The sequence below is a fragment of the Paenibacillus dakarensis genome, assembly GCF_001373415.1.
GTDB classification, from domain to species: domain Bacteria; phylum Bacillota; class Bacilli; order Paenibacillales; family Paenibacillaceae; genus Paenibacillus_AQ; species Paenibacillus_AQ dakarensis.
Window position 1 is genome coordinate 1 of the sequence record NZ_CDSE01000082.1, and the last position, 2,827, is coordinate 2,827.

The following is a 2,827-nucleotide window of genomic DNA, read 5'->3' on the forward strand; positions in this document are numbered from 1 at the left end:
GCGGATGGCTCCGCGGCCGCCCGCTTCCTGATCTGGGCGGTGACGGGCGCCGGGAAGACCGAGATGATCTTCCCGCTGCTCCAAGCCGTACTGGATGCCGGCGGGCGGGTGCTGGTGGCGGCGCCTCGAAGGGACGTGGTGCTGGAGCTGGCACCACGGCTCGCCGCCGCCTTTCCGGGCGAGAGCATTGCAACGCTATACGGTGGTAGCCCGGACCGCTGGAAGCGGGGGAGCATTACCTTAGCGACAACCCACCAGCTGCTTCGTTTTCGCCATGCATTTGATCTGGTGGTGATTGATGAGATCGATGCGTTTCCATATCATAACGACCCGATGCTGGATTATGCAGCGAAGGGGGCATGTAAGCCGGGAGGCAAATATATTTATCTGTCTGCAACTCCGCCTGCTGCACTCCAGCGTGAAGCTGCGGCAGGAAGACTGCCTCATGCCAAGGTGCCTGCCCGCTTTCACGGTCATCCGCTGCCTGTGCCAAAAGCACTTAAAGTTCCCTCCGTGCAGCGCTCTATAACGCAGAAGAAGCTTAACCCGGCACTGGTGCGAGAGCTTAAGAAGTCGATTGACCGGGGAGCGCAGGTCTTTTTATTCGTTTCCCGGATCCGCCACATTGATCCTTTCCTGCAGCTGCTTCGCCGTTATATCAAGGACATCTCTATAGAAGGGACCTCCTCCATTGATCCGGACAGAGCGGAGAAAGTGATGTCCTTCCGTAATCGGGATATTCGTCTGCTGGTTACGACAACGATCCTGGAGCGCGGCGTTACCGTGCCGAAGAGCGATGTGTTTATCGTGGATGCGGACAGTGAGCTTTTTGATGAAGCAGCGCTGATCCAGATGGCGGGGCGTGCCGGGCGCTCGAAGGATGATCCGGCGGGAAGGGTTGTTTTTGGCTCGCCGCAATGGACCAAATGCCAGCGGTCTGCGAGGAATCAAATCAAACGAATGAACCGGATCGCAAGACGGGGCGGATATTTGAAGGTCTGAATATATCAGCATTTCTAAGCTGGTTTGATTAACAGAGGAGGCATGATTATGCTTATCGACAGGTTGGACCAGCTGCTGAAGCCTATTCACCGGTTGCTGGCCGCAGAGAGGCAGAAATGTCTTGCTTGCGGAAGAACGGCTTCGTTGTCACACGCACATTTAGGCGTATGCCGAACCTGCTTCTTATCGATTCCATGGATTACGAAGCCCCGCTGTGTGTACTGCGGCAGGCCGATTGGTTGTCCGGACTGTACCCGCGAACAAGCGGGTTCGTGGCATTTTGTATGCAACCGGAGTGCAGTAACCTATAACGCTGACATGCGGGAGTGGCTGGCACAGTATAAATACCGCGGAAATGAGTCGTATGCGCCGTTGTTGATACGGATGATGGAGCGGGCATATAGGCAGCTGCAGCAGGAGATCCGGCAGAAGTTGCAGCTTGTATCTTCAGGAAAGAATGGCAAAGTATCTGCTCAGGAGCCATGGCAGGCTCATCTCGTTACCTCTGTCCCTGTCAGTTATGAGAGGCTCAAGGAGCGGGGGTTCAATCAGGCTGAAGTATTGGCACGCGGCTTGGCAGACAGGCTGAAGCTTCCCTATGCCGAGCTGCTTCAACGGGACCGGCATACGAACAAGCAGAGCTTTAAGAGCCGGATGGATCGATTGAAGGATATGCAGGGAGTGTTCCGCACGCTGCCTGATGCGGCTTTTTTGATAGAGCGTCAAGCACAGGCAAACCGAATTAGCAGATATAGCAGATTTCCTGGAATCGATAATTCTTTAAGATCTAATTCATCAAGAACCAACGCTCTAGTATCGAACGCTTCCATATCCAACTCTCATAGTTCCAACTCTAAAAGACTCAACTCTATAAACTCTAACTTTCCTTCCGGTCTTTCACCCTTTGTGCTGCGAATCCTGTTAATCGACGATATCTATACAACAGGAAGCACGCTGAATGCATGCGCTCAGGCGCTTGAGCTTGCGGGTGAGTCGCAGGGAATTTTGGTAGAAGTGTACTGCCTGACATTTGCGCGGTCCTGATTCATTTAGGAAAAAATACATATATTTTTCCTGTTAATAATAGACGTAAGCCCTATAATAAGGTAATCTATGGGTATCAAAGGATCTATGCGACATGGAGGGCGGTTAGTATGAACTTGGGGAATTGTCCTAAGTGCGGCCGATTATATGCACTGAATTTTCAGGAAATGTGCTCTGACTGTTTGAAGAATATTGAGGCAGAATATCAGGAGTGCGCCCAATTTTTACGGGAGACCAAAGGGGCTACCATTCATGAAGTGGCTGAAGCGACGGGTGTGTCGATCCGGCAGATCACCAAGTTCATTCGTGAAGGACGAATCTCTATTGCTAACGCACCGAACCTGTCTTATCCTTGCGAAGTATGCGGCACCTTGATCCGTGAGAGCAATATGTGTGAATCGTGCAGAACACGGCTGACGAAAGAACTAAGAAGCGTGGCATCGGATGGACAGTCCGGAAATGACGCTTTTAATAAGAAGGAAGATTATACTTACAAAGCTGTCGACAAATTACGTAAATACTAAAACGCTACAATCGAACTATTAACTATATTACAATCCCGACCGATAATCTTAGTAAAGGTTATCGGTTTTTTTTCACTTCTACAGACTGAACAAGATATATTGACGATATGAAATGTGCTGCAAGTTTTTTTATAAAAAAGGAAGGTGAACGTTATGAAGATTAACGAAACCGGACGCGTTGGCGCTGTCCATTCATACCAACGGAACATGGAGACCAGCCGACAGGAACAACAGACGAAAACCCGCCGCAAGGACGA

General features: G+C 50.8%; 3 protein-coding genes. All 3 read left to right on the forward strand.

Annotated features, from left to right (window positions below; all coding sequences use genetic code 11):
• Positions 1 to 1,002, forward strand: a 1,002-nt coding sequence (locus tag BN1234_RS16900) for a helicase-related protein (RefSeq protein WP_156337253.1), incomplete at its 5' end; no start/stop codon positions are given.
• A gap of 48 nt (positions 1,003 to 1,050) precedes the next feature.
• Positions 1,051 to 2,046, forward strand: coding sequence for a ComFC family protein (locus BN1234_RS16905; RefSeq protein ID WP_054957825.1), 996 nt, complete (start codon positions 1,051 to 1,053; stop codon positions 2,044 to 2,046).
• Positions 2,047 to 2,156: 110 nt separating this feature from the next.
• Positions 2,157 to 2,570: a TIGR03826 family flagellar region protein gene (locus BN1234_RS16910; protein ID WP_054957826.1), complete on the forward strand. Its 414-nt coding sequence runs from the start codon at positions 2,157 to 2,159 to the stop codon at positions 2,568 to 2,570.
• The last annotated feature ends 257 nt before the right edge of the window (positions 2,571 to 2,827 follow it).

What these genes read in the sequence shown, in the direction of transcription:
- BN1234_RS16905 (WP_054957825.1), top strand. Translation starts at nt 1,051, where the DNA reads ATGCTTATCGACAGGTTGGACCAGCTGCTGAAGCCTATTCACCGGTTG.
- BN1234_RS16910 (WP_054957826.1), top strand. Translation starts at nt 2,157, where the DNA reads ATGAACTTGGGGAATTGTCCTAAGTGCGGCCGATTATATGCACTGAAT.